Source organism: Dyella flava (assembly GCF_016904955.1).
GTDB classification, from domain to species: domain Bacteria; phylum Pseudomonadota; class Gammaproteobacteria; order Xanthomonadales; family Rhodanobacteraceae; genus Dyella_B; species Dyella_B flava.
Genome location: NZ_JADIKE010000038.1, coordinates 73,970 through 99,988 on the forward strand (window position 1 = coordinate 73,970; position 26,019 = coordinate 99,988).

General features: G+C 62.0%; 25 protein-coding genes. 12 read left to right on the forward strand and 13 right to left on the reverse strand.

From position 1 onward, the window contains the following. Window positions 1-9 precede the first annotated feature (9 nt). The 7 genes from ISP19_RS16030 to miaB all read right to left on the reverse strand — a co-directional run bounded on the left by ISP19_RS16030 (window position 10) and on the right by miaB (window position 8,570). Window positions 10-1,983 (reverse strand): glycosyltransferase, encoded by a 1,974-nt coding sequence (locus ISP19_RS16030; protein ID WP_204683426.1) that lies wholly within the window; start codon window positions 1,981-1,983, stop codon window positions 10-12. After that, entirely contained in the window at window positions 1,980-3,248 is a 1,269-nt protein-coding gene (locus tag ISP19_RS16035) for a hypothetical protein (RefSeq protein WP_204683427.1), read from the reverse strand. The genes ISP19_RS16030 and ISP19_RS16035 overlap by 4 nt, the downstream gene beginning before the upstream one ends. 22 nt (window positions 3,249-3,270) lie before the next feature. After that, window positions 3,271-4,545 (reverse strand): HlyD family secretion protein, encoded by a 1,275-nt coding sequence (locus ISP19_RS16040; protein ID WP_204683428.1) that lies wholly within the window; start codon window positions 4,543-4,545, stop codon window positions 3,271-3,273. A gap of 492 nt (window positions 4,546-5,037) precedes the next feature. Next, window positions 5,038-5,532, reverse strand: coding sequence for an rRNA maturation RNase YbeY (gene ybeY, locus ISP19_RS16045; RefSeq protein ID WP_204683429.1), 495 nt, complete (start codon window positions 5,530-5,532; stop codon window positions 5,038-5,040). Further along, window positions 5,519-6,517, reverse strand: coding sequence for a PhoH family protein (locus ISP19_RS16050; protein ID WP_204683430.1), 999 nt, complete (start codon window positions 6,515-6,517; stop codon window positions 5,519-5,521). Before ISP19_RS16050 ends, ybeY begins: the two co-directional genes overlap by 14 nt. Beyond that, entirely contained in the window at window positions 6,514-7,023 is a 510-nt protein-coding gene (locus tag ISP19_RS16055; RefSeq protein WP_204683431.1) for a GNAT family N-acetyltransferase, read from the reverse strand. The genes ISP19_RS16050 and ISP19_RS16055 overlap by 4 nt, the downstream gene beginning before the upstream one ends. 203 nt (window positions 7,024-7,226) lie before the next feature. Next, entirely contained in the window at window positions 7,227-8,570 is a 1,344-nt protein-coding gene (gene miaB / locus ISP19_RS16060) for a tRNA (N6-isopentenyl adenosine(37)-C2)-methylthiotransferase MiaB (protein WP_204683432.1), read from the reverse strand. A 284-nt stretch (window positions 8,571-8,854) separates the two neighbouring features. Between miaB and ISP19_RS16065 the strand changes: the two genes are divergently transcribed. After that, complete coding sequence (locus ISP19_RS16065; protein ID WP_239556881.1) at window positions 8,855-9,883, forward strand: lytic transglycosylase domain-containing protein; 1,029 nt, start codon at window positions 8,855-8,857, stop codon at window positions 9,881-9,883. 88 nt (window positions 9,884-9,971) lie between these two features. On the opposite strand, the gene ISP19_RS16070 is transcribed toward ISP19_RS16065, so the two are convergent. Next, window positions 9,972-11,183 (reverse strand): trypsin-like peptidase domain-containing protein, encoded by a 1,212-nt coding sequence (locus ISP19_RS16070; RefSeq protein WP_204683434.1) that lies wholly within the window; start codon window positions 11,181-11,183, stop codon window positions 9,972-9,974. A gap of 232 nt (window positions 11,184-11,415) precedes the next feature. Here ISP19_RS16070 and petA point away from each other — a divergent pair, with 232 nt between their 5' ends. The 5 genes from petA to ISP19_RS16095 all read left to right on the forward strand — a co-directional run bounded on the left by petA (window position 11,416) and on the right by ISP19_RS16095 (window position 15,479). Continuing rightward, window positions 11,416-12,021, forward strand: coding sequence for a ubiquinol-cytochrome c reductase iron-sulfur subunit (gene petA / locus ISP19_RS16075; RefSeq protein WP_204683435.1), 606 nt, complete (start codon window positions 11,416-11,418; stop codon window positions 12,019-12,021). Next, the gene (locus ISP19_RS16080; RefSeq protein WP_204683436.1) at window positions 12,021-13,325 is read left to right on the forward strand and encodes a cytochrome b; all 1,305 of its coding nucleotides are present in this window, start codon (window positions 12,021-12,023) and stop codon (window positions 13,323-13,325) included. Before petA ends, ISP19_RS16080 begins: the two co-directional genes overlap by 1 nt. Further along, a complete protein-coding gene (locus ISP19_RS16085; RefSeq protein WP_204683437.1) occupies window positions 13,318-14,058 on the forward strand; it encodes a cytochrome c1 in 741 nt (246 codons plus the stop codon). Before ISP19_RS16080 ends, ISP19_RS16085 begins: the two co-directional genes overlap by 8 nt. A 68-nt stretch (window positions 14,059-14,126) precedes the next feature. Next, window positions 14,127-14,753, forward strand: a complete 627-nt coding sequence (locus ISP19_RS16090) for a glutathione S-transferase N-terminal domain-containing protein (RefSeq protein WP_204683438.1) — start codon at window positions 14,127-14,129, stop codon at window positions 14,751-14,753. Window positions 14,754-15,056: 303 nt separating this feature from the next. Further along, a complete protein-coding gene (locus ISP19_RS16095; protein ID WP_204683439.1) occupies window positions 15,057-15,479 on the forward strand; it encodes a ClpXP protease specificity-enhancing factor in 423 nt (140 codons plus the stop codon). Between the two features lie 76 nt (window positions 15,480-15,555). Here the strand turns inward: ISP19_RS16095 and ISP19_RS16100 are convergent, their stop codons facing one another. The 4 genes from ISP19_RS16100 to ISP19_RS16115 form a co-directional block, all read right to left on the reverse strand. After that, on the reverse strand, window positions 15,556-15,972 hold the full coding sequence (locus ISP19_RS16100) for a DUF3301 domain-containing protein (protein WP_204683440.1): 417 nt from the start codon (window positions 15,970-15,972) through the stop codon (window positions 15,556-15,558). A 37-nt stretch (window positions 15,973-16,009) separates the two neighbouring features. After that, the gene (gene nadC, locus ISP19_RS16105) at window positions 16,010-16,867 is read right to left on the reverse strand and encodes a carboxylating nicotinate-nucleotide diphosphorylase (RefSeq protein WP_204683441.1); all 858 of its coding nucleotides are present in this window, start codon (window positions 16,865-16,867) and stop codon (window positions 16,010-16,012) included. After that, window positions 16,864-19,164: a DUF1631 domain-containing protein gene (locus ISP19_RS16110; RefSeq protein ID WP_204683442.1), complete on the reverse strand. Its 2,301-nt coding sequence runs from the start codon at window positions 19,162-19,164 to the stop codon at window positions 16,864-16,866. The genes nadC and ISP19_RS16110 overlap by 4 nt, the downstream gene beginning before the upstream one ends. A 160-nt stretch (window positions 19,165-19,324) precedes the next feature. Then, window positions 19,325-19,597 (reverse strand): Trm112 family protein, encoded by a 273-nt coding sequence (locus ISP19_RS16115; RefSeq protein ID WP_204683443.1) that lies wholly within the window; start codon window positions 19,595-19,597, stop codon window positions 19,325-19,327. Window positions 19,598-19,664: 67 nt separating this feature from the next. Here ISP19_RS16115 and purE point away from each other — a divergent pair, with 67 nt between their 5' ends. Beyond that, window positions 19,665-20,168: a 5-(carboxyamino)imidazole ribonucleotide mutase gene (gene purE / locus ISP19_RS16120; protein ID WP_204683444.1), complete on the forward strand. Its 504-nt coding sequence runs from the start codon at window positions 19,665-19,667 to the stop codon at window positions 20,166-20,168. Window positions 20,169-20,424: 256 nt separating this feature from the next. After that, window positions 20,425-21,582 carry a 5-(carboxyamino)imidazole ribonucleotide synthase gene (locus ISP19_RS16125; RefSeq protein ID WP_204683445.1) on the forward strand — a complete coding sequence of 386 codons (1,158 nt, stop codon included), beginning with the start codon at window positions 20,425-20,427 and terminating at the stop codon, window positions 21,580-21,582. 86 nt (window positions 21,583-21,668) lie between these two features. On the opposite strand, the gene ISP19_RS16130 is transcribed toward ISP19_RS16125, so the two are convergent. Continuing rightward, window positions 21,669-22,250: a superoxide dismutase gene (locus ISP19_RS16130; RefSeq protein ID WP_204683446.1), complete on the reverse strand. Its 582-nt coding sequence runs from the start codon at window positions 22,248-22,250 to the stop codon at window positions 21,669-21,671. Between the two features lie 110 nt (window positions 22,251-22,360). Here ISP19_RS16130 and grxD point away from each other — a divergent pair, with 110 nt between their 5' ends. The 4 genes from grxD to olsF all read left to right on the forward strand — a co-directional run bounded on the left by grxD (window position 22,361) and on the right by olsF (window position 26,007). Continuing rightward, a complete protein-coding gene (grxD, locus tag ISP19_RS16135; RefSeq protein WP_204683447.1) occupies window positions 22,361-22,687 on the forward strand; it encodes a Grx4 family monothiol glutaredoxin in 327 nt (108 codons plus the stop codon). Then, a complete protein-coding gene (locus tag ISP19_RS16140) occupies window positions 22,684-23,451 on the forward strand; it encodes an SDR family NAD(P)-dependent oxidoreductase (RefSeq protein WP_204683448.1) in 768 nt (255 codons plus the stop codon). The genes grxD and ISP19_RS16140 overlap by 4 nt, the downstream gene beginning before the upstream one ends. Window positions 23,452-23,515: 64 nt before the next feature. Beyond that, complete coding sequence (locus tag ISP19_RS16145; RefSeq protein WP_204683449.1) at window positions 23,516-24,115, forward strand: YhgN family NAAT transporter; 600 nt, start codon at window positions 23,516-23,518, stop codon at window positions 24,113-24,115. A 179-nt stretch (window positions 24,116-24,294) separates the two neighbouring features. Further along, window positions 24,295-26,007: a bifunctional ornithine lipid synthase OlsF gene (gene olsF / locus ISP19_RS16150; protein WP_204683450.1), complete on the forward strand. Its 1,713-nt coding sequence runs from the start codon at window positions 24,295-24,297 to the stop codon at window positions 26,005-26,007. The last annotated feature ends 12 nt before the right edge of the window (window positions 26,008-26,019 follow it).

Genomic DNA, 26,019 nt, shown 5'->3' on the forward strand with positions numbered 1-26,019 from the left:
TTCTCCAGGTCATCGCGGAGGGGAGTTGGATACGCCGGCCATGCGCATCAGCTGTGCGAAGGCGCGCAGTGGTCGTGCCTTGATGGCGATGTTGTGCGGGGCCTGGCAGAAAATCAGCCTGATCAGGCGATGGCGCGTGGCTTCATCCGGTTTGAATTGCACACACAAGCGATGTCGGTTCAGGCGGGCGACCCGCGCCGGCACCCAGCCGACCTCGGGCACCGACACCTCCAGCGATTCGCCTTCTATCGGCATGACGGCACTGGTGTGCAGGGCTGCGCCGTTCAGCGAGATATCGATGAACTGGCTGGCCTGCACATGGCGGCCTTGTCGCCATTGCGTCATGCGGGTGAACGGGAAGCGTTCTTCCTGCCGCAATCGTGGCAGATCCACGCAGGCGATGATGGCGGCCAGGTCCAGCATCAGCGCGATGAGTGTCCAGGCCAGGTTGAACACGATGCTGCCGCTCATAGGCGCGGTCATTACGGTGTTAACCGCGCCGGCCATCAGGCACAACATCAACGCGATGAAGAAACCGGCGAGCTTCCAATGCACCACCACCTTGCTGCGATCAAGCCCTTTGGCGGTGACTTTGAACGGACGGCCAAACGGACGTATGCAGGCGGAAATCATGGTGCGGGTGACTGCGTAGGCGGCCACCAACTGGGTGACTTCGGTAAAAATCGGCAGCGTCTTGCGCTCGGTGATCCACGGCCCATAGAACCAGAACCCGATCAGTGCCGGCAGACCGTAGAACATGAAGGCATCGGGCGTGGTGTAGAACGCGGCGATGCCGAAGTACCAGTACAGCACCGGTGCAATCAGCATCAGCAACAGGAACGGCTTGCCGATCCAGTGCAGCATGCCGTGAACGTAGTGCAGGCGATCGATCAGGCTGTAGCCCTCGCCGCGCAACGGGCCGTTCTTCAGTATGGCCACCTGCATGGTGCCCAGGCACCAGCGGCCGCGCTGGTTGATGTACTCGATCAGGCCCTCGGCAGACAATCCGATTGAAAGGCGTTCGTTGAGCCAACGCGTGATAAAGCCGTGCTTGCGCAGCACGTAAGTGGTGTGAATGTCTTCGCACACGCTATCGGTAGGAAAGCCGCCGGCTTCAGTAATGGCTTTGCGTGATATGACAAAGGACGTGCCGACGCAGAAGGCCGAATTCCAGGCATCGCGTGAAGGCTGGAATACGTCGAAGAACACGCGCTGCTCGTCGACCCAGCTATCCGTCGTCCCCAGGTTGTGCTGGATCGGATCGGCGTTGTAATAAAACTGCGGCGTCTGCACCAGCGCGACATTGGGTTCGGAGAACAGTCCCATCACGCGATACAGAATGTTTTTCTGCGGCGCGAAGTCGGCGTCCAGCACCAGGATGTAGGGGGCGTTGGTGTGCTGCGCGGACAGCCGCAGGCCGTTGTTCATATTGCCGGCCTTGGCGTGGCGGTTGTCGGGTCGACGCACGTAATGCACGCCGATCCTGGCGCAGTAATCGCGCAGCCAGTCACGCCGGGTATCGTCCAGCACCCAGACATCGACATGCGGATAGTCGATGGCCTTCGCTGCGATGATGGTTTTTTCGAGGATCTGCAGATCTTCGTTATACGTGGCGATAAACACGTCCACGGCCGGCACGTTACGTCCCGCCGCGCGCAATCGTGCTTCGCCCGCGTCGGCAAATGGGCGTGAATCGCGTCGGCGGACCATGACCACAATCGTTGCCAGCGTATAGACGATCGAGACCATCTCGAACGCATAGAACACGTAAGACCACACGCTCGCAAAGCCATGACTGGGGTCAGGCAAGGTATAGCTGGTCCGCCACACGGCGTAGCGGAGCAGAAGCACGCCGGAGAACGCGCCGAATACCAGCCGGTCCAGCGCGCGATGCGGATTGGCAAAGTGCGCCATGCCAACCCCGAACAACAAGGTGAGCGCAATCAACTGTAACAATGCCATCGGGTCGACGGGAAAGCTCATGGCGTGTTCTCCGTGCGAGTGATCGGGCCGCCGGTGAAGGGGTTCCAGCCTTTAGCGGCCAGCGCAGTCCAGGCCGTCGCGCCCAGATGCGGATAGTGGTAGTAGAAGAAATCCGCATAGGTGGAGGTGGGGCCGATGGCGAAGTCGGTGCTGATGCGCGCTTGTGGCGTGGCGTAGAGCATGCCGTCGCCACTGTTCTGCGCGGCGAGCAGTTGCCATAACGCATCCGGTACCGGCGTGCCGCTGGCCTGCATCGCGGCGGCGACTTGCGCAGTGCCCTCCGTCCACACGCCATCGGGTTGACGGCGATAGCCATAACCGTCGCCGCTGCGATGCTGCGTGTCGACCCACGTCCACACTTGATTCCATTCGGCAGGATGCGGGTTGAAGGCAAGCAGCGGCCAGACTTGCGCATCCAGTCCGGACTTGTCGCGCGAGAGGGTCTTGCCGTCATCCAGCGTGCCGACCAGGAAACGATGCTGCGTGTTGTCCCACATTGCATAGACGAAACTGCTGGCCAGTTTGGCCTGCTGTGCAAGCGTTGCGTCCTGGGTGTCTCTGCTGGCCCAGGTGGCCGCCGCATAGACATCGATATTGTGTTCGGTGGCTTTCCAGTGTTGTTGACGCTGTGCATTGTCGTAACCGAACAGGCCGCCTTCGTAGGCAGGTGGCGCGCTGCCGGTGGTGTGCGCCTGGATCCAGTGCAATTGCGCGACGGCGGCATCCAGGTAGCGCCGATCGTGCGTGTTGTCGTAAATGGTCAACAGCAGCAAAGCTGCCCAGGCTACATTGCCGGTGGCGGTGCCGACCTGATAGGGATCCTGGCTCCAGTAATTGCCACGGGTTTGCCAGTAGCCGGGAAGCTCAACCTTGCCGTTGTCGACGCCGCCGCTGCGATAGGCATTGCGGAGCCGGCCATCCTTGAAGCTTGGGTCATGCGCTGCGGCGAGCAGCAAGGCGTCGGCAATGCGTCGCGCTTGGGCGGAGTCTCCGCAGGCGGTCAGGGCAATGCCGGCGAGGGCGTTGTCGTAGACGAAAGCGACATTTTCCAGGGCCTTGGTAGCGTCATCGCCCTGTTTGAGGGTGGGGTAGCTGGGCAGCAGCATCGGGCCGTTGCCCGGTATTGCCGCCGCCGCCGAACGCAAGGCCGAACAACTGCTGTCGGCGAGTCGCTGGCGGGTTACGTCCGTTGCATGAGCGTCAGTCGCTGCAACAACCATAAAAGTCAGCCCGATGCTTGCAAGCAGATGCCATAGCATGAACATGCCAATCTCCGTCGATATCACCTCAGCGTAGGCTCGCGACCACGCTGCGGCCAGGGGTGCAGGCGTGTGGCAGGTTGGTAGCGTTGCGGTCGTCATCCCACTGCGCGACGGCATACACCGAGCCGTCCTCAGCGTAAGGGAAGGGGGCGCTGTAACCATTCTGCTGGGATTCGGTAGCCTTCGGCAGCAATTGCGTAATGTGCGCGTCGCGTGGCCGGCTGGCGCCGCTTACGCGTACACGCAGTTCCGTGCCGATGTTGAGATTCGGCGTCATACGCGCAGGGAACACCGCGACCACGTCGGTCTTGCTGCAGTCTGTGGCGCGGACCAGGGTGGCGCCAGCGGTCACCTCCGCACCCACCGGAGCGACCACTTCCTGTGCCGTCCCCGGTGCATAGGCTTTGACGACATAGTCGGAGAGCGCGTGTACGCGATCCTGTTCGTGATCGATCAGCTGGTTGAGGCTTGCAAGTTGCTGACCCAATGCATCGGCCTGTGCTTGTTCGTCCTTGATACTGCTTTGCAGATCGGCGCGGCGCTGGGATAGCTGCGGGAGCTGGCCATCACTGTTCTGCCCGGGGGAAACGTAGACACCGCGCTGTGCGGCAGCGATGCCGGCGCTGATGCTCTGCGCATTTTGATCAAGCGCATCGGCTTCACTACGTGCAGCGTCGGCTTCCGAGCGCGCTTCTTCCACGGCCGAGGCGCTCACCGCGCCATCGCGTTCCAAAGCCATGGCGCGCGCGTATTTGGTGTCGAGTTCTTCCAGTTTTGCGGAGGTTGCATCCTGTTGCGCCTGAACAGATTCGTAGGCGCTTTGGAGCTGTGCCGTGCTGGCATGTTGATATTTCTGGTACTGCTTATCGGTGTAGTCGAGCATGTGCTGATCGGCTTGCAGACGGCTGTTGAGATCGTCCAGATGGCTTTGCAAAGTCAGTCGCTGGGTGAGCAGCGTGGTCAGCGCATCGCGGGCCACGGTGTTGTTCTTCACCACGGCAATGGTTTGTCCTGGCTTGATCGGTTGACCGTTTTGCGCGTACTCGGCACTCACCGTGCCGCTGATCGGTGTAGTGATCAGCACCGCGGGCGCGTTGAGAATGGCGCGTGTCGCGCTGGAGGAAAACCATGGCTCAAACAGCGTGGACATCAGCAGCCACGCGATGAAGGCCATCAACGCATAGCCAGCCAATCGCGGCACAAAGGCAAGCGGCGACGACTTCTTGACGGGCTCGATGTCGCGAGCAGGCGGCGAAGCAGGTTGTGGCAGCGGTTCAGTAGGAAGCAACTGGGTCTTCAAGACGATTCGCCTCTGTCAAATGACGTCGCGCAGACGCCTACGCCCATGCGCTAAAGCGGGACGGAAAAGAGGGCACATCTCATGCGAGATGGCACAACCGATGGCTTACGTCCGGTGCACAGATGGGCTTACGTGCCGCGACTCGTCGCTATGACGGTTCCTGATTGATGCGCTGCGTCAGCACCGAACGCATAAACAAATAGTTGGAACGCAATGAACCTCGCCTGTCTTGAATCGTGTAAGTGCTCAAGATCAGTTAGATTTCAGTTCAAATAATGAATCTGCTTAACGCAGTGAAGACATCTACACAACAAACGCGCGACGGATGTTTAGCACTTAGCTGGCGCGTTGCAGCATGTTGTCTGGCTAAGCTATTGATAGACGTACATGGAGGGGGATGTGCCAGTCGCGGCGGCAGGCACGGTTGCCGCAAGGCGCTGTTTAACTTGTGGCAGATGTTTCGTCGCAGCAGTGGAAATGCTTTCGAAACATTCAGGTGTCGCGCTCGACGGCATAGGGATCGTTGATGCCGAGCTTGGCCAGGATGCGTGTTTCCAGTGTTTCCATCACTTCGGCGTCGGCGTCTTCGATGTGGTCGTAGCCGAGCAGATGCAACACACCGTGTACGGTCATGTGCGCCCAGTGATGATTTACCGGCTTGCCTTGTTCGGCGGCTTCGCGAGTGACCACCGGCGCGCAAATGGCCAGATCGCCGATCAACGGCAAGGATACGCCGGGGGGTAAATCGATCGGAAATGACAACACGTTCGTCGCGTAATCCTTGCCACGATAATCGCGATTGAGGTGACGACCTTCGCGCGTGCCGACAATGCGGATGGCGAGTTCTGCCGGTTTGCGTCGCTTGGCTCCGGCCAGCGCGGCATCCACCCAGCGGCGGAAGCTGAGGGGCGATGGCAGTCCTTTGCGAGCAGCGCCGTAGCTGATGTGCACCTGATGAGCGCTGTGCGACGTCTTATTTCGAGCCATCACCCTGCTTCCCGTCGTTGGCGTTTTCAAAGGCTTCGTAGGCACGCACGATCTTTGCCACCAGCGGATGGCGCACCACATCGCGTGACGTAAAGAAGGTGAAGCTGATGCCATCCACGCCGCGCAACACTTCGATCGCGTGGCGCAGACCGGAGCGGACGTGGCGAGGCAAGTCGATCTGGCTGACGTCGCCGGTGATCACCGCCACCGAACCGAAGCCGATGCGGGTGAGGAACATCTTCATCTGCTCGACGGTGGTGTTCTGCGCTTCATCGAGAATGACATAGGAATCGTTGAGCGTACGGCCGCGCATATAGGCCAGCGGGGCGATCTCGATGACATTGCGCTCGATCAGCTTGGCAACTTTCTCGAAGCCGAGCATTTCGTAGAGCGCGTCGTACAGCGGGCGCAGATAGGGATCGACCTTTTGCGACAGATCGCCGGGCAGAAAGCCAAGCTTCTCACCCGCTTCGACCGCCGGACGCACCAGCAACAGACGCTGCACACGGTTGGCTTCGAGTGCTTCCACTGCGCTGGCGACCGCCAGATAGGTCTTGCCGGTGCCGGCAGGGCCGACGCCGAAGTTGATGTCGTGCGTGGTGATGGCATGCAGATAGCGCGCCTGATTGGGGCCGCGGCCCTGGATTACGCCGCGCTTCACCTTGATGACGACTTCTTGTGCGCCCTCGGCAGCCTCATCGGTGATCGCATCAATGCCTGATTCGGCCAGGTGCAGGTTGATCCTGGCACCGCTGAGTGATTCGTTCTCGGTGGCAGCGTAGAGCGCTTTCAGGACTTTCTCGCCGGCACGGGCGGCGCCTTCCTCGCCGATCACCTGGAACAGGTTGCCGCGGTGATCGATCTCCACGCCCAGGCGCAGTTCCACCTGACGCAGGTGTTCGTCGAAGGGGCCGCAGAGGTTGGCGAGCCGGGCGTTGTCTTCCGGATCGAGGGAGAAATCACGTTGGTTCAAGCCGTTGGTCATAGCGCTCGGTGCATTACGTAGATGTCGGTCGGGCCGTGCACGGCGTGGCGGAATGCTCCCGGTACCTGCCCGACAATGGTGAAACCGAGACGCTGCCACAGGCGCACCGCGGTGGTATTGGTGGAGACGACAAAATTGAACTGCATGGCGGTAAAGCCAGCCTGACGCGCTTGCTGCATCGAATGCTCACACATCTTGCCGGCGATGCCTTGCCCGCGCGCCCTGGGTGAAACCATGTAGCCGGCATTGGCGACATGATCCCCCAGGCCCGGCTGATTGGGTTTGAACATGTAACAGCCAAGTATCTCTTCGTCGCGTTCGGCAACAAAGCAGCGAGACGGCGGGGTGGTCCACCACTCGCGCGCCTGTTCCATGCTGAGATCGGGCGGGTAGCTGTAAGTATCGCCGGTGGCGATCACCGCCTGGAAAATCGGCCATACACGCGGGAATTCGTCGGCGCGGAGTTCGCGAAAGGCGAGTTCAGCGGTTGTGGTGGAGTCGCTCATCCGTATCTCTGATCGCTTCAGTGTCGACTCGCCGTCATTCCGGTTTTCAGCGGGATGACGGGCGAGTTTGAGGCACGGTTCAGGCATCGCGTTAAGCTGCTGCGCTGCCCGATGCATGCATCGCCGCACTGAAATGCGCAGGCTGGTGCGGTACGACTTGCGTTTGTACACCTAAGCTCGCGGCATCTGCGCTCATGCGGTTGTCAGGCGGCCTGGCTGTCGGCGCTGCCGATCCGTCCACGCAGCGAGTTGGTCATCGCCTCGGTGATCACCACGTCCACGAACTGGCCGATCAGGTGGCTCGGGCCAGGGAAGTTCACGTAGCGCATGTTCTCGGTGCGGCCGGTGAGTTCGTTCGCGTTCTTCTTGCTCGGCTTTTCCACCAGCACGCGCTGTACGGTGCCGACCATCGCTTCGTTGATCTTTTTCGCGTTGGCGTTGAGCACGGCCTGCAGTCGCGCGAGGCGCTCGCTCTTCACGGAAGCGGGCGTCTCATCGGCCAGATTGGCGGCCGGCGTGCCGGGGCGCGAGGAGAAGATGAAGGAGAAGCTTTGGTCGAAGCCGATATCGTCGATCAGCTTCATGGTCTTCTCGAAGTCTTCGTCCGTTTCGCCGGGGAAGCCGACGATGAAATCCGAGGAGATGCAGATGTCCGGGCGCACTGCGCGCAGCTTGCGGATCTTCTGCTTGAACTCCAGTGCGGTGTAGCCGCGCTTCATCGCCGCCAGGATGCGATCCGATCCGGCCTGCACCGGCAGGTGCAGGAAGTTGGCCAGTTTGGGAACGTTGGCGTAAGCCTCGATCAGCGAATCGGAGAACTCCAGCGGATGCGAGGTAGTGAAGCGGATGCGGCCGATGCCTTCGAGCTGCGCGATGGCGTGGATCAGGACGGCCAGGTCGGCGGTGCCGCCGTCGTGCGTGGGGCCGCGATAGGCGTTGACGTTCTGGCCGAGCAGGATCACTTCGCGCACACCCTGGTCGGCCAGCTGCGCCACCTCCACGATCACGTCGTCGAACGGGCGGCTGATCTCTTCGCCGCGGGTGTAGGGCACCACGCAATAAGAGCAGTACTTGGAACAGCCTTCCATGATGGAGACGAAAGCGGTAGGGCCTTCGGCGCGCGGTTCGGGCAGGCGGTCGAACTTTTCGATCTCGGGGAAGCTGATGTCCACCTGCGGCTTGCCGGTGGCACGCTTGGCCTCGATCAGTTCAGGCAGGCGGTGCAGGGTCTGCGGGCCGAACACCAGGTCCACGAAGGGGGCGCGCTTGATGATCGCCTCGCCTTCCTGCGAGGCCACGCAGCCGCCCACGCCGATCAGTACCGGTTTTTCGCCTTGCTTGTGTTCCTTCCAGCGGCCGAGCTGGCTGAAGACCTTTTCCTGGGCTTTTTCGCGGATCGAACAGGTGTTGATCAGGATTACGTCCGCTTCCGACTCGTCCTGGGTCAATTCCAGGCCGTGCGACGCCTTGAGCACGTCAGCCATTTTGGCCGAGTCGTACTCGTTCATCTGGCAGCCGTGGGTCTTGATGAAAAGCTTGCCGCTCATGGCGCTGGGTACCGTGGAGTCGAAAGACGGGGCGCTGCTTGCGCCGAACCCTATATTTTACTAGGCCATAGCGTTGTCCGCCACAAAGGGCCGCCGATGGATCAATCACTTGCAGGAGAAGGGCCGAGGCATGAGGGGAAGCCAGGCAATCATGCCCTGGCGCACGAAATCATCCACTTAGGCTTGGCTCGGGCCAGGCATCGGGGCACACTGCCGCCATGTTTGCTGCCGTACGCCAAGGGGGAGGCGCCGGCCTCCGGGCAAATCGCCTCCCCGCGCTTCTGTTGATCCTGTTCCAGGCGGTGCTTGGCTGCGCCTTTTTTGCGGTCTTGTGCGGGGCGGGGCCGGCCCGCGCCGGCACCCTTTATCGTTGCGCGGGTGCACAAGGCGAGGCGGTTTTTACCAGCAGCACGGTGGGCTATCACGAATGCAAGCCGCTTGCTTCGTACGTCAACGCAGCGCCGCGCGCCGCTTCGCGACAGAGCACCTCGAAAGAAGTCACGTCGCTGGCCTGGGTGACCGGATGGGCTGATACCACCGCTCAGCCGGTCGTGATATCGGTGGCGCATGTGGCTGGCGGGGTGGAGACGTCGGCACGTGCCGTGCAGGACACATCGCCATTTGCTGGCAAGCAGGGGCAGTGGACGTATAGCGAGTCGAAGGATGCGCTTCCGGCAGCCTTGGCCTCGGTCGCCGATACGCAGGACTCTGCGGACAACCGCGTGCTACGCGGCGCGGTGTATCGCGTCGTGCATCGCGACGGCAGTGTGGAATACACCAACATCGAGCCGTCCGGCGGATTGGCGCGCAATGTCACGCGGCTCTTCAGCTATATCGCCACGTGCATGGCGTGCAATCTGCATTCGCCGATCAACTGGGGCACCGTGCGGCTGGATCTGACCGATTACGCCGATGTGATCCATAACGCGAGCGTGGAATCGGGCGTTGACGAGGCGTTGATCCGCGCGATCATCCACGCCGAAAGCGCCTTCAATCCGCGCGCGATGTCGCTGAAGGGCGCCCAAGGTTTGATGCAGCTCATGCCCGGTACGGCGAACGACATGGGCGTGCTGGATGCCTTCGATCCGGTCCAGAACATCCGCGGCGGCGCGCGCTACCTCGGCCTGCTGCTGAAGAACTTCAATGGTGATGTGCGGCTCGCTGCCGCAGCCTATAACGCGGGGCCGGCAGCCGTGCAGCACTACAACGGCGTGCCACCGTTTGCCGAGACGCAGGTTTATGTGCAGCGCGTCGGCGAGTTGCTGCAGCGCTATAACAAGGCGTTGCATACGCCGGAGTCGGCGAGCCTCTAGGGCAGGAGTGAGTGGAGAGGAGTGAGAAGTAAGAGAGAGCCAGAGCCGGCACGCTTTTCTCTCACTTCTCACTCCTCTCCACTCTCTCTTAGCTCTCGCTTCCGTCAGCGGCGGCTGCCGTAGGTGCCTTCGGCGGCCGCTGCGCCACTGTCAGCATCACGTGGAAAGGCGTGCCATTGCGCAGTCCCGATACTTCAACCTTGCTGCCGGGCTTGAGCGCTGCCTCGCGGCGGCTGAGATCGGCCGGGTCGCGGATGTCGTCATCGCCCAGCTGCAACACGATGTCATGAAGCTGCAGCCCCCCGATGGCGGCGGGGCCGTTGGGGTAGATTTCCGTGATTTGCGCGCCCCGCACGGCGGCGGCCGGCAATCCGCTGTCCGCCGTCACCGGTACGATGCCGTAATCGGCGCCCAGCCAGCCACGGATCACGTGTCCGGTTGCGATTAATTGTCGCAGGACGTTGGTAGCTGTATCGACAGGAATGGCAAACCCGATACCTTCGGCATTTGCCGCCTTGCCGATCAGTAACGTGTTGATGCCAACCAGATCGCCATTGCTATTCACCAGCGCGCCACCGGAGTTGCCGAGGTTGATGGCGGCGTCGGTCTGGATGAAATCTTCCGGGCTGCTGTTGCTGAGCTGGCGGCCGATTGCGCTGATGATGCCCATCGTTACCGTCTGGTTGAGACCGAGCGGGTTGCCGATGGCGAGCACCACATCGCCCACGCGCAGCTTCTTCGGGTCGGCCATCTGGATCACCGGCAGATTGCTGGCATCGATGATTTTCAGCACGGCAAGATCGGTTTCCTCGTCGGCGCCGACCAGCTTGGCTTTGGCCACGCGTCCGTCGTACAGCAGGACCTCGATGTCATCGGCGTTGGCGATCACATGATTATTCGTGAGCACATAGCCTTCGGGGCTGACGATCACGCCGGAGCCGAGGTTCTGCTCGCGCCGCGCGACCGGGGGGCCGGCCGGTGTGCCGCCAAACAGTTGTTGCATCAGCGGATCGGTGAACATGCGCACGGCCTGTTCGGTGACGACCTTGTTGGCGTAGATATTGACCACCGACGGCGCCGCCTTGGCGACCGCATCGGCATACGAAGCGGGCGCGCTGATATTGCTGGGTGTGGATGGCAAGGCATTGTTCGCCACCGCAGCGGGTGCATGTTGAAACCCAAAGCGTGCACGCAGACGGTCGCCAACCCCCGGTACGATCAGGCTGATCACAAATGCAAGCGCCAGCCCAAGCACCACGAAGCGGGCAATAAAGGCGACGATGCCGGCGGCATGCTTCATGTCGTAATGCGATCCGTAACCGTTTCGTGGAGTGTGGCGGAGCGACGTGACCGCCCGTCCAGTTTTATTGTAGGGTGCTGAACCTGAGACTAGACTAACGTGATTTTTGTAAGGTAACGCGATTTTTGCAGGGGCACGATCCTGGGGCGGTCGGCGAAGCGCAACCTTTTTCGTCCGCAAGGCAGTATCTGGTTTCTGCATTCTCAATGGCATGCAAGTACCGGAGAGCCTGATGGCGAACGAAGTCGTCGATCAAGGCCGCCGCCGCTTTCTCACTACGACAACGGCTGTTGTGGGGGGAGTGGGCGTGGTGGCGGCAGCTGTGCCTTTCATCAAGTCGTGGGAACCCAGTGCAAGAGCCAAGGCGGCCGGTGCTCCGGTTACCCAGTCACTCAAGAAAATCGAGCCCGGCCAGCAGTTGATCGTGGCTTGGCGCAGTCTCCCGGTATTTATTGTCAATCGTTCGCCTGCACAGCTTGCGGCGTTGCCCAAGCAGGACCCGCGTCTGGTTGATCCGAAGTCCGACGGCACTTCTTCCGACCAGCAGCCCAAGTACGCACAAAACGGTACCCGTTCCATCAAGCCCGAATGGCTGGTGATGGTCGGCATCTGCACCCACCTGGGCTGCGTGCCCGACTACGTGGGTGAAATGAAGGCCGAACCCTTCGATCCGAACTGGCAGGGTGGCTACTACTGCCCCTGCCATCACTCGCGCTATGACATGGCGGGGCGTGTTTACCAGGGGGTGCCGGCACCGAAGAACATGGTGATTCCGCCGTATCACTTTCTCGATGACACGACGGTGCAGATCGGCGTGGATCCGCAGGGGGCAGCGTAATGGCGAACGTCTTCTCGAATATCGGTGAATGGGTCAATGAGCGTGCGCCAGGCCTGATGCCGGTGTATCGCAAACACATGACCGAGTATTACGCACCGAAGAACTTCAACCTTTGGTATTACTTCGGCTCGCTTGCCCTGCTGGTGCTGGTCAATCAGATCGTCACCGGCATCTTCCTCACCATGAACTACGACCCGAGCGCGGCAGGCGCGTTCGATTCGGTGCAGTACATCATGCGTGACGTGGAGTGGGGCTGGCTGATCCGCTACATGCACACGACAGGTGCGTCACTGTTCTTCGTGGTGATCTATCTGCACATGTTCCGCGGCATCCTCTACGGCTCATACAAGAAGCCGCGCGAGCTGGTGTGGCTGCTCGGCATGCTGATCTTCCTGGTGCTGATGGCCGAAGCCTTTATGGGCTACGTGCTGCCCTGGGGCAACATGTCGTTCTGGGGAGCGAAGGTGATCGTGTCCCTGTTCGGCACGATTCCGGTGATCGGCAAGGATCTGGTCGAATGGATCATGGGTGATTTCCTGCCTGCCGATGCCACGCTCAACCGCTTCTTCGCCCTGCACGTGATCGCGCTGCCATTGGTGTTGCTGCTGCTGGTGGTGTTGCACCTGGCCGCACTGCACGAAGTGGGTTCCAACAATCCGGACGGCGTCGACGTCAAGCATGGCCCGAAGGGTAATCGCTGGGATCCGACCAAGCCGGCCGATGGCATTCCGTTCCATCCGTATTACACGGTGAAGGATCTGGTCGGCGTCGGTTTGTTCCTCGCCATCGCCGCTTTCATCATCTTCTTCCAGCCAACCTTTGGCGGTTGGTTCCTCGAGCACGACAACTCGATCGCCGCGAACAATCTGGTGACGCCGGCGCAGATCAAGCCGGTGTGGTACTTCACCGCGTTCTACGCGATCGTTCGCATGATTCCCTCGGCGCTCGGCACCGCCGTGTGGGGCGTGCTGGGGATGTTCGGTTCAATCGCCCTGCTGTTTGCGTTGCCCTGGATCGACGTGGGTCCGGTCAGGTCGATTCGCTATCGCGGGACGGGCTACAAGGTGGCGCTCACGCTGTTCGTGCTGGCCTTCCTGGGGCTGATGATGATCGGCACGGACTTTACCGACGAGCTGTTTCCCAAACTGTTCGGCAGCGATATCGACATTACGGCTTGGGATAACACCTTCGGTCGCGTGATGACGTTGATCTACTTCGGCTTCTTCGTATTCCTGTGGCTGTACACGCATCTTGGTTGGGAAAAAACCAAGCCGGTTCCGGAACGGGTGACGACGCATGATTAAGCGCTACATTTCCACCTTTGCGCTGGCATTCGGCCTGCTGCTCGGCACGACAGCAGCGATGGCCGAGGGGCCGGAGCTGCCGTCCGCCGGTACCAACCTGCGCGACACCGCTTCCCTCCAACGCGGCGCCCACCTGTTCTTCAATTACTGTGTGGGTTGCCACTCGCTCAAGTACATGCGTTACGAGCGCATCGCGGACGACCTCGGCCTGACCGAGAACGACGTGATGAGCAACTTCAACTTCACCGGCGCCAAGTTCGGCGACACGGTGATTTCGCACATGCCCGCCGATGATGCGCAGAAGTTCTTCGGCAAGGCGCCGCCGGATCTGTCGTTGGAAGTGGCGGCCAAGGGTCCGGATTGGGTCTATGCCTACCTCAATTCGTTCTATCTGGACCCCAAGAGTCCGATCGGTTGGAACAACCTGATCCTGCCCAATGCCGCCATGCCTTTCCCGCTGTGGGAGCTGCAGGGCGAGCAGGTGCCGGTGATGGGGGCGGCCAAGCCGGGCGACGAACCGCAGATTGAAAAGCTCAAGCTGCTGCATCAGGGCCGCCTCACCCCCGAGCAGTACCAGCAGGCGACCCGCGACCTGACCAACTTCCTCGAATACGTCTCCGAGCCGGCGGCCTTGCAGCGGCGGCACTACGGCATCTGGGTGGTGCTGTTCCTGCTGGCTTTCACCTTCCTGGCCTATCTGCTAAAGAAGGAATATTGGAAGGACGTTCATTAAAGGGATTTGTGACCGCCGCGTGATGGCGAGGGCCATCCCCGGCGGTCATACACATGGGGAGGTCGTGCATGGTCCAGAACGCTCGTTCCCGGACAGTACTCGCCCTGTACTCCGCTGCCGATGACATCCAATGTCACCGCGTACGGCTGGTGCTGGCGGCGAAGGGGGTCACGTATGACCTGATCCAGGTCGACCCGGCCAAGCCACCGGAAGACCTGATCGATCTCAATCCCTATAACAGCTTGCCGACCCTGGTCGATCGCGACCTCACCCTATACGACACCTCGGTGGTGTGTGAATACCTGGACGAACGCTACCCGCATCCACCCCTGATGCCGATTGACCCGCTTTCCCGTGCCCGTCTGCGCCTGGCCGCAGTACGTATCGAGCGCGACTGGTTGCCGGAAATCGAGCACATTCGTGCCGGTGGACGCCCGGCGGAGGCCGCCCGCAAGCGGTTGCGCGAACATCTGCTGGCCGCCTTGCCGCTGTTCAAGGCGTCGAAGTTTTTCCTCAACCCGGAAATGAGCCTGGCCGATTGCCTGGTGACCCCGGTGGTCTGGCGGCTACCCTCGCTGGGGGTCGATCTGGGCCGGGAAGGCAAGCCGATCATGGATTACGGCGAGCGCCTGTTTCACAGTCAAGGCTATGCTCGCAGTCTGACGTCAGAGGAAAAGGCTCTGAGGGCGTCCTGATCGATTCCGCGCAGACGGCATGGTGTCTCCGGAAGGCCCGCAGGCGGGTTGCGTGGTGCAGCCAAGACTGACCGTCTCATCCAGCCTCGCGGCACGCGCCGCGGGCCTTCTGGACATCACCCAACATTTCAAATTCAATACGCGAGGGCCGGCTGTGTCTGTCCGCATACCTTCGGTGCGCCGGCTCGACAGACAGCCAGTCTGCTTTCGCCGACGCCCCTGTGGCCTGCGAACAGACAAGGCCGGTGACGCCTACGCAGAATCGATCAGGATGCCCTCTAGGTGACACAGCAGGACCATGGTATGACTTCGAATCGCCCGTATCTGTTGCGGGCGATCTACGACTGGATCAGCGACAACAACCTCACGCCCTATATGCTGGTGGATGCCACGCGCAGCGGCGTGCGGGTGCCGACGCATGTGATCAAGAACGGGCAGGTGGTGCTCAACCTGGCCATGCGTGCCGTGGCCAACCTGGATCTGGGCAACGAGTGGATCAGTTTCCAGGCGCGCTTCTCCGGGGTCAGTCACAGCATCCAGATTCCGATTCCGGCGGTGCTGGCCCTGTACGCCCAGGAGAACGGGCAGGGCATGATGTTTCCGGCGGATGAGGATGGCGGGGATCCGCCGTCCGATACGCCACCACCGCCACCGGCGCCCGAGCCGCCGACCACCGATGGCGACAAGCCGAAGCGTGGCGGGTCGCATCTGCGAGTGGTGAAGTAATTCGCGATCTGTGCCGGGCCCATCCAGGGCGTAAGTAGGGTTGGCGCGCTAACCCTACTTGAGCTGCGGATGGGATTCAGTGGCGGACATCCCGATCACCGCTTTGGCGCCGAAACGGCAGCACATTTCCGCCGGGTGCGATCGGTGTCTGTTCGACCGAAGGGTCCGCCAGCTCCGGCGTATACAGCTCGATGGTCGGCAGGATCAGCGCGGTGAGCGTGTTGCCGATCATCCATAGATGCCCCGCTTCCCGATCATCCCCATCGATGCTGACTTCAAAACTGTAGCGCCGCTCTACCACGCGCCGGTCGCCGACGCGTCGCAGGCGCAGCCCGCTCAATCCGACGGTCTCATCCAGCAGCTGCAGGCCGTGTTGCTGGCAGCGCGTGCGTGCTTCCTGGACGGCGCGGTCGCGGGCTCGGCTGAGCCTTAGCCATGTCCCGGCTATACCCAGCAGGGCAAAGAGCAGGAAAAGAGTAGTGAAGTCGCCCATTCACCGAGTGTGTGGGCGACCTGCCGCGGCTGCAAGATCAGCCGATCTTCAAACGCAACGAAAGATCGATCGCCCGCACATGCTTGGTCAGTGCGCCGACCGAGATGTAATCGACCCCGGTGCGGGCATAGTCGCCGATGGTGTCGAGATCGACGTTGCCGGAAATCTCCAGCGGGACCCGTCCGCCGGTCCGGACCACGGCTTCACGCATCAGTGGCAAGGTGAAGTTGTCCAGCATGATGCGGTCGACGCCGGCATCCAGCGCCTGTTGCAGCTCGTCGAGGTTTTCCACCTCCACTTCCAGCAGCAGGGTGGGGTGCAGCTGGCGCGCCGCCAGCACGGCGGCGGCGATGCTGCCGGCGGCGATGATGTGGTTTTCTTTGATCAGGATCGCGTCGTACAGGCCGATGCGATGGTTATGGCCACCGCCGCAACGAACGGCATATTTCTGTGCCAGGCGCAGGCCGGGTACGGTCTTGCGGGTGTCGAGCACCCGCACGTTGGTGCCCGCGGTGGCGGCGACGTAAGCCGCCGTGTTGGTGGCGGTGCCGGATAGCAGCTGCAGAAAGTTCAGGGCGGAGCGCTCGGCGCTGACCAGCGCGCGTGCATTGCCATGCATGTGGCAGACCACGGTGCCGGGCGCGACCCGGTCGCCATCGTTCACTTGCCAGTTGATCTGCGCCGTCGGATCGAGCTTGTGTACGCAAGCGTCGAACCACGGAATACCTGCGATCACCGCATCTTCGCGGCAGGTGAGTTGCGCGGTGGCCTGCGCTGCGGCAGGCAAAAGACTCGCAGTGGCATCGCCCTTGCCGAGGTCCTCGGCAAAGGCGCGTTCCACATCAGCGTTGATTGTTGCTTGATCGGGTGGTGTGAAGCTCAGGGCAGTACTCATTCTGGATCGCTGGTGCGAGCGTCTTCATGGCTCAGTCGGTCAACGATAGCATCCATGGCGCGATCGAACAGCGCGTTCGAGGCGAGGATGCGAGCACGCCCTTCGACCATCACCGTGGCCAATTCATAAGGCGAGTAGTCGGCGACTTTCAGGCCGCGACGGTTGACGAACAGGTAGCGGCCGCTCATCGGGCTGATCCAGGACAGCTTGGCACGCTCGAAGTGTTCGGCATCGGTGTTGAATTCCAGCCAGGTACCCGGCTTGAGCGTATTGACGAGCTCAAGTTGCTCGCGCACTTCCGGCGCGATCGCCGCGGCTTCGGGCTCTGCCTCGGCCGGATCGTCTTCCAGATCGGCCATGCTTTCGGCCAGCGGCTGGATGCTTTCCGGAATCGGCAGCGGTGAGGGTGTGCTATCCGATGTCTGTGGCGCTTGTTCGGCAGCGGGAACCGCTTCGCCCAATTGCTGGCGGTAGTAGGTAAGCAGCTGGCTGAGCAGGCGCTCGATGTCCGCGTCCTGGAACGCAACGTTGGTCAGGCCTTTGCGCAGCGCGCGCTCGATGCCCGGCAACAACTGGCGCAGGTCGCGCTTGGCTTCGGGCGTGCGTACCGGCTTGGTGCTGGCGATGAAGGCGTCGACAAAACGCAGTGCTTCGCGGAACTCGGTGGATTCTTCACCCTTGCGCAGGATGGTAAGCACCATGTAGTTCGCCCAGGCGCGCGACAGCACCCCATGGATCAGCGGCGGCAGCACGTTATCGCCGATGCGGTTGAGGATTTCGCGCGCGGCGCGGCGACGCGCCTGCTCCAGTTTTTCGCGGCCGCGGGTGGATTCGGCTACGCGCTGCTCGGCCAGTTCGGCGCGGCGGCGATTGGCATCCTGGAATTGCTGCAGCTCGGCGTTGAGACGATCGAAGATCGTCATGTCATCGTCGAATTCTTGCAGCAGACGTTCGACGATGGCCTTGATGGTGTCGTGCAGGCGGCCGTCGCGGTCCGATTCTTCCGACCAGCTCTTGGCCGCATCGGCCAGGCCATCGAGCAGGCGGCGCGCCGGATGCTGGCGGTGTGCGAACAATTTGCGATCGAGGATCGCGGCCTTCAGATACGGAATCTGCAACCGCGCCAGCATCACCTGCATCTGCGACGGCAGGTTGCGGTCCTCGAGGATGAACTCGAACAGCATGCCGACCAGATCGATGGTGTCTTCGTCCATCGTGGCGATCTGGCCGGGACGCTGGCCGCGCAGCGAACCGAGCTGCGACAGGAGCTGCTCTTTCAATTGCAGCACCTGCTGGGTGATATCCAGCGTGCTGACAGCCGTGGTCATCGGCGCCACCGGCACCGTAGCGGCCTGACTTTGCAGGACGCTGAGTGCGCCGATCAATTCATTGGCTGTCGGCAGCGGCCCGTGAGCTATCGCCGACAGCGGCACGTTCGGATGGGCGCGGCGCGCACCGAACAAGGTGCGCAGTGTCTGCAGCAGTTCGGCCGAGGCTTCGCTATCGTCCGCGGCCATCGGCGCCGTCACATCGCCGGCTGCGCCAGTTGCTCCGCCTGTTGCCGCGGCCGAGGCTCCGCCTTGGCGCAGCACTTCATGACGCAGCTGTGGCAGCACGCCGGCGCGCATCAGCTCGGCGTTGGTTTCCTGATACAGCTCGTCCAGCGACGCCATCACGTAGCGGTCGAACAGTTTGTAGATGATCAGCTTTACGCGCATGTCGGCGCTGAGTTCGCGCATCGACTGGCGGAACGCCTGCGCAAGCAACGCAGGGCCGATCGGATTGGTGGCGTCCTCGATCTTCGCGCCGCCGCAGATCACCGACAGGCGCTGATTCACCGCGAACAGGTCGCGGGCGAGGCGGGTCTCGTTCTTGCCGATCATGCTGGTGATGGCGAGCGATTCTTCCAGCTCGTTATCGGCCACCAGTGAGAGTTCGATCGAGCCGGCCTGTGGTGCCGGCGTGCTGCTGCTCTGCGGCGTCGTGCGGTTGCCGCTGACGAAATCGTTCAGTTCGCGCGAAACCTGGGCCAGAAAAGTGCGTTCGATCACCGGACGGCGTTTGCGCACTTCGCGCATGCCGTCGAAATAGTGCATCTGTGCGGCGTTGTTCTCGGCTTTCTCGGCCAGGTCGAACAGCGCATCGTCGACGTGTTCGAACATGTTGCCGATATATTGCTGCAGGCGGCGGCTGGCGATACTGCGAACGGCATTCAACAGGTCGCCTCCACGGCCGCTGGCGGGATCCAGGCGCTGGCTAAGATTGACGATGTTCGATGGCTCGTTGGCTGGATTCATCGCCACACCCCTGTGGTTGGCCTAATTTAGTTACGACGACGGCCTTTTGGCTGATCTGTGCAACATAAGCGAAAATGGGCCTCCCTGCCATGCTGAGCGTCATGGATTTGTGTTTTGGGGTTCAGCCTGGCCGGGACCAGGGGGGAGGGGTAAGCCTGGCTTAAGCCGCCGCCGGGAAATCGGTGAGCTGGGTGGTGCCGATGCCTTCCTCGGGCAGCATCACGGGGATACCGTCCTCGACCCGGTAGACCACCTTGCGGTCGACCGTGATCAGCCCTTCGCTCAGCCGGCCTTGGACCGCGGCACCGGCCACACTGACTACCTGGCCGGCATCGATCGCCTTGTTCAGAGCACTGAGTTCGCTGCTGTTGAGCGGGCGCACCGGGGTCTTGCTTACCGGGCAGCAGAGAATGTCGAGCAGGCGCTTGTCCATGGTGCGGGGCGGGTATCGTTGCGGTGCGGGGAAGTACGTACAATATCCCCTTTTGGACGACCGGGCCATGACGGTAACAACGGCAGCACCGAAGGTTGGTGTGGTGATGGGGTCGCGTTCGGATTGGGAAACCATGACGCACGCCGCCGATGTGCTCCAGGAACTGGGCGTGCCCCACGAGGTACGGGTGGTTTCCGCGCACCGCACACCGGATCTGTTGTTCCAGTACGCCGAAGAGGCAGTGGGTCGTGGTATCCAGGTGATCATCGCCGGCGCCGGTGGCGCGGCACATCTGCCGGGCATGCTGGCGGCCAAGACCCGCTTGCCGGTGCTCGGCGTACCGGTGCAGTCCAAGGCGCTCAACGGCATGGACTCCCTGCTTTCCATTGCACAGATGCCGGCCGGCATCCCGGTGGGCACCCTGGCGATCGGCCGGGCCGGTGCGGTCAATGCGGGTCTGCTTGCCGCTGCGGTGCTGGCTTTGCACGACCCGGCGCTGGCCAGGGCCGTCGACACTTATCGTTCTCGTCAGACCCAGACTGTTCTAGACAATCCGGATCCACGCTCGTGATCGAGAGCCTGCTTTCATACTCCAAGCGCCCCGCGTTGCGTCTGAGCCGCCGTCAGGTGGTAGCGCGTGGCGCAGCGCTTGACTGGCTGTCAAGTCAAGCCGCGCGCTGCCGCATGGCGGCGGCTCAGACGCGACCCTTCGGGCCGGATCTGTTTGCCCGCAAAGCTGCGTCATCGCTCAGTTATGTATCGACATACGCGCCCTCGCTCTTCCTTGCCTTGCGCGCAAACAGCTTCCGGCGCGGGGTGCTTGGAGTATGAAAGCAGGCTCTAGACGTCAGCCCGTCCTGGGCATTCTGGGTGGTGGCCAACTGGCCAGAATGCTTGCTTTAGCCGCCGCACCGCTCGGCGTGAATACCTTGGTGGTCGACAGCGCCCCGGACGCTTGCGCCGGGCAAGTGGCGCCGTTGCGGCTGGCTGACTGGACCGATTACGCCGCGCTGGAAAAATTCGCCGCCGAAGTGGATGTGGTGACCTTCGACTTCGAGAACGTGCCGGCCGAGTCCGCCCATTGGCTGGCCGAGCGCGTGGCGGTGTTCCCGGACCCGCGTGCCTTGGCGGTGGCGCAGGATCGGCTGGCCGAGAAAACCCTGTTCCGCGAATGCGGGTTGCAGACCCCCGCGTTCCAGGCGGTTGATACCCGCGACGATCTGGATCGGGCGTTGGCGGCTATCGGTGCGCCGGCCATTCTCAAGACGCGTCGCCTGGGTTACGACGGTAAAGGTCAGTTTCGTATCAAGCAGTTGTCCGATGCGGATGCTGCCTGGGCGGCCTTGGGGGCGCAGGCCAGTGCACATGGCCTGATCCTCGAGGCGTTTGTGCCGTTCGACCGCGAGCTGTCGGTCTTGGCGGTGCGTACGCGCGATGGTGACTTCCGCATCTGGCCGCTGACCCAGAACTGGCATACCGATGGCGTGCTTAGCCTCAGCCTTGCGCCGGCGTTGGATGTGGACGCGTTGCAGACCCGCGCCGCGGAGCTGGCGCGCATTCTTGCCGAGCGCCTGGGTTACGTCGGCGTGTTTGCGCTGGAATTGTTCGTCAAGGATGGGCAACTGCTCGGCAACGAAATGGCACCGCGTGTGCACAATTCGGGTCACTGGACCATCGAGGGCGCGGTCGCCAGCCAGTTTGAGAATCATGTACGCGCCGTGCTGGGCCTGCCGCTGGGGGATACCTCGGCGCACGGTTTCTCGGCGATGTTCAACTGGATTGGCGAGTTGCCTGATCCGGCTCCCGTGCTGAGCACGGTGGATGGGCACTGGCACGATTACGGCAAGCAGCCGCGGCCAGGGCGCAAGGTGGGACATGCCACGGTGTGCGCGAAGGATGCAGGAACGCTGGCTGCGCGTATCGGCGAAATCGCCCAGGCCTTGCAGCGCGAGGAACAGGCGGCGCCTGCGCTACGCGTACTTTGAGGGGGTGCGGGGCGAGCAGCCTTAAATAAGGAAGGCGGAGCCGTGGCCGGCTCCGCCTTGCACATCGCCAGGACGACGGCTGGGTATCAGGCGAGATTCTTCGCCGCGAAGTCCCAGTTCACCAGGTTCCAGAACGATTCCACGTATTTCGGACGCGCGTTGCGGTAGTCGATGTAGTAAGCGTGTTCCCACACATCGATGGTGAACAGCGGCTTGTCACTGCCGGTGATCGGCGTGGCGGCGTTGGAGGTATTCACGATGCCCAGCGAACCGTCCGGACGCTGCACCAGCCAGGTCCAGCCCGAGCCGAAGTTGCCCACGGCCGACTTGGTGAATTCTTCCTTGAACTTGTCGAAGGAACCGAAGGCCTTGTTGATCGCGTCCGCCAGTTTGCCGGTCGGCGCGTTGCTCTCGAGCGGCTTGCGCATCGAGTGCCAGTAGAAGGTGTGGTTCCAGATCTGCGCGGCATTGTTGAACACGCCACCGGAGGACTTCTTGATGATGTCTTCCAGCGAGGCGCTTTCGAACTCGGTGCCCTTGATCAGGTTGTTGAGGTTGGTCACATAGGCCTGGTGGTGCTTGCCGTAGTGGAACTCCAGCGTCTCGGCCGAGATATTCGGCTCCAGCGCGTTCTTTTCATAAGGCAGCGGGGGAAGTTCGATCGCCATGGGTAACTCCTGGGCGTTGGCTGAGGAAGGCAGATGCGCCGGCTCGGATGGGGTGCCGGGGCGGCTGGTACACTATCGATCTGCCGCATTGTAGTGATGAATCGGAACTTATGGACGTCAACGAACGAATCAAGGCGGTGCTAGCCGAGTACCCGATCGTGCTCTTCATGAAGGGCACGCCAGAGTTCCCGATGTGCGGCTTCTCCAGCCGCGCCGCGCAGGCGCTCAAGGAAGCGAACGCCACCTTCCATGCCGTGAACGTGCTGGCTGATCCGGAAATCCGCGCTGCACTGCCGCACTACGCCAACTGGCCGACCTTCCCGCAGCTTTTCATCCAGGGCGAGCTCATTGGCGGCTGCGATATCGTGGAGGACCTGAAAGCCTCCGGTGAATTGGCGCGCATGGCGCATGACGTCGCCGGCGAGAGTCACGCATGAGCCTGCCTCTGCAGCGTCTGCCCGCTACCTGGGCGCCATCCAGTGATGCATTACATGGCAGGGTCATATTGGTCACCGGCGCGTATGGCGGATTGGGCAGCGCCGTCGCGCGTGCGGCGGCGCGTGCTGGCGCAACCGTGGTGATCACCGGCAAACGCAAGCGTCAGCTTGAGCAGCTTTACGATGCGATGATCAAGGAAGGGCTGCCCGAGGCCGTCATCCATCCACTGGACATGGAGTCGGCCACGCCGCGCGATTACGACGCGCTGGCTGAAGGCTTGCAGCGCGATCTGGGGCGGCTCGATGGCATCGTGCATACCGCGGCGAGTTTTGCCGGCTTGATGCCGATATCGATGCACAAGCCCGATGCGTGGTTGCGTGCCTTGCACGTCAATGTCTCCGCACCGTTTGCGCTGACCCAGGCATGCCTGCCCTTGCTCACCGCCGCGCCGGACAGCGCTGCGGTATTCGTGCTGGATAATCCCGAGCTCGTGCAGCGCGCGCACTGGGGCGCCTACGGGGTATCGAAGGCAGCGCTGGAGCGCTTCGTCGCGATCCTGCACGAAGAACACGACAGCGACGCATTCCGCGTGCACGCCCTGTTGCCTGCGCCGATGCGTACCACTTTGCGGCGCACCGCGTATTTCGGTGAAGACACTACCCAGCAACCGCTGCCGGACGCTACGGCAGAAGCGGTGGTGTATCTGCTGAGCAAGCAGGCCGTCGCCGTGCGTGGTGCCGTGCTCGATCTGCGCGTGGCATGATCAGCGCGAGCGGCAACCTGCCGCGATGGGCATGCACGGATAAGGGGGTGGGATGGAGACGCAGATGACGACTTTGTCGGCGGCGATCCTGCTGTTCCTGATCATGGACCCGCTCGGCAACATCCCGATCTTCCTGAGCCTGCTCAAGGGTGTGCCGCCCAAGCGCCGCCGCGCAGTGATGGTGCGCGAATTGCTGATTGCGCTGGCGGTGTTGCTGGTGTTCCTGATGGGCGGGCAGTTGATCCTCAAGCTGCTGCAATTGCGGGAGGAGTCGATCAGCATCGCCGGTGGCATCGTGCTGTTTCTGATCGGCATACGGATGGTGTTTCCACCGGCCGATGGCGGCGGCATTTTCGGCGGCTCCAGCGAGGGCGAGCCTTTCATCGTGCCGATGGCGATTCCCGGCGTGGCCGGACCATCGGCGATGGCCGCCTTGCTCCTGCTTACCAATACGCATCCCGGTCGCACGGCCGACTGGGCCACCGCCTTGCTGTGCGCGTGGCTGGCCACGGCGGTAATCCTGTTGAGTTCTACGTATCTGTACCGCTGGCTGGGCGAAAGCGTGCTCACCGCACTGGAGCGGGTGATGGGCATGCTGCTGATTGCATTGTCGGTACAGATGTTCCTGGGTGGCATTGCCGCCTACCTGCATCTGACTGTCTAGGTCAGTTTCCCTGTGTGCCAACAGGTTTCCCTGATGTTTGCCAATCCGCTTGAACGAGCTCTTAAGAAATCGTCCCTGACTCATCGTGTATTCTTGCGAACCAGGCAAGTTCGCGTGCGTAATTTCGCGTAGTTGTCACACTTGATCGGCAACATGGATTAAAACCAAGGGAGGCGGTCATGCTTCGCGTTGAACAGGCCCTTACCGAACGTCTGCCGTGGCTTGCACAACACCCGATGATCCGTCGGCCTGTTGCTGGCATGCTGGGTCGGCTTGCCGACGAAGCGGGCTTCAATCGTGTCCTTGATCGGCTTGCCGACACGATAGGCTTCGACTTCGTCGAGAAGGTGCTCGATTTTCTGGGCTGCAGTTATCACGTTGTGCAACGCGAGCGGGAAAACATTCCCGTGGAAGGCGGTGTACTTGTTGTCGCCAATCATCCGCTCGGCATGCTCGACGCACTGGCCTTGCTGCAATTGGTCGGTTCGGTGCGCCCGGATGTTCGCATTCTTGGTAATGACTGGCTTGCCGCGGTTCCGCAGCTGGGACCGCTGCTGCTGCCGGTGGATGTCTTCGGCAGTGGCGCGGCGTCGCGCCTGCGCAATGTGTTCCGTGCCCTGGAGCGCGGTGAAGCGCTGATTGTTTTCCCTGCCGGCGAAGTCTCGCGGATGGGGCCGGCAGGTGTGCGCGATGGACGCTGGGCCGATGGTTTCGCGCGGCTGGCCATGCGCAGCAAGGTGCCAGTACTGCCGATCCATGTCGCGGCCCGCAATTCGGCGATGTTCTACGGCTTGTCCATGCTGGCCAAGCCACTCAGCACCGCCATGCTGCCGCGTGAAGCGGTGGCCACCAGCGTGAGCCGCATCGGTTTCAGCGTGGGCGCGCTGGTCAGTGCCGAAGAAATGGAGAGTCGTAGCGAAGGTTCGCCCCAGCGTGCGGCGGATCTCATGCGCCGTCATGTGTATCGCATCGGCCGTCGGCGCGGTTTGATCTTCGGCGGTCAGGTGCCGCTGGCACATCCGGAGCCGGTCGATCGCGTGGCGATGGAACTGTCGCAGTGCGAGAAGCTTGCCGACCTTGCCGACGGCAAACAGATCATGGTGCTGCGTGGTTCCACCGATGGTGCCGCATTGCGCGAGATTGGACGTCTACGCGAACTGACCTTCCGCAAGGTGGGTGAGGGCACCAATACACGGCGCGACCTGGATGTTTACGACGCGCACTACGAACACCTGGTGCTGTGGGATCCCAAGGTCTTGCGCATCGTAGGTTCCTATCGTCTGGGACACGGTGGTCGCCTGATTACCGCGCGCGGAATGAACGGGCTCTACACCGCCAGCCTGTTCAATTATTCGCCTGCGCTGGAGTCGCGCCTTGCACAAGGTCTTGAGCTTGGACGCAGCTTTGTCGCTCCGGCTTACTGGCGCTCTCGCGCACTGGACCAACTGTGGCAGGGTATCGGGCTCTATCTGCAGCGCTATCCGGAACTGCGTTACCTGTTTGGCCCGGTCAGCATGTCGGTGAGCCTGCCGCGTCAGGCACGTGAGTGGATCGCCGCCGCACATCAGCATTATTTCGGAGTGTCTGGACTTGCTTCAGCGCGTCAGCCGTTCAAGGTTTCACCGGATGTACTTGAAGGCGTGCGTCGCGAACTGGAGGGACTGGATCCGGCTACGGGTTTGGGGCGGCTGCGGAATCATCTTGATGCCTTGGGTGTCAGCCTGCCGGTGTTGTATCGCCAATATGTAGATCTGGTTGAACCGGATGGTGTCCAGTTCCTGGATTTTGGTGAGGACCCGGGCTTTTCAGGTTGTGTCGATGGTCTGGTGATGTTGGATCTTGCACGGTTGAAGCCAGCCAAGCGCGCGCGTTATCTGGGCAAGGGCGCTTAAAGCCAGGCGCTT